At 52.0% G+C, this 254-nt stretch carries 1 protein-coding gene; it reads left to right on the forward strand.

Annotated features, from left to right (window positions below):
* On the forward strand, nucleotides 1-254 hold a 254-nt coding region (locus LKX83_RS32685; RefSeq protein ID WP_227887443.1), incomplete at both ends, for a hypothetical protein.

Genomic DNA, 254 nt, shown 5'->3' on the forward strand with positions numbered 1-254 from the left:
CTACCAGGGGGTGATTGCAGCCATTGAAAGATTGGCACCGCATTATTTGCTGCCCACCCATTTTCCAGTGATGGAGGGGGCGGATGTGCAGCGGTTTGTGAAGGAGACAAAAGAATTTGTTTCCACCCTGCATGCTTTTCTTCTGCATCAAATCAGCAGAAGTACACAGGGACATGCGGTGCTTGAGCTGGCTGAGCTGGCCAATGACGATCTTGCGCCTGCCGAACTGGGGTATCAGTGGATTGTGCCTGTTA

It is taken from the genome of Cohnella baijiui (assembly GCF_020731285.1).
Lineage (GTDB): Bacteria > Bacillota > Bacilli > Paenibacillales > Paenibacillaceae > Cohnella.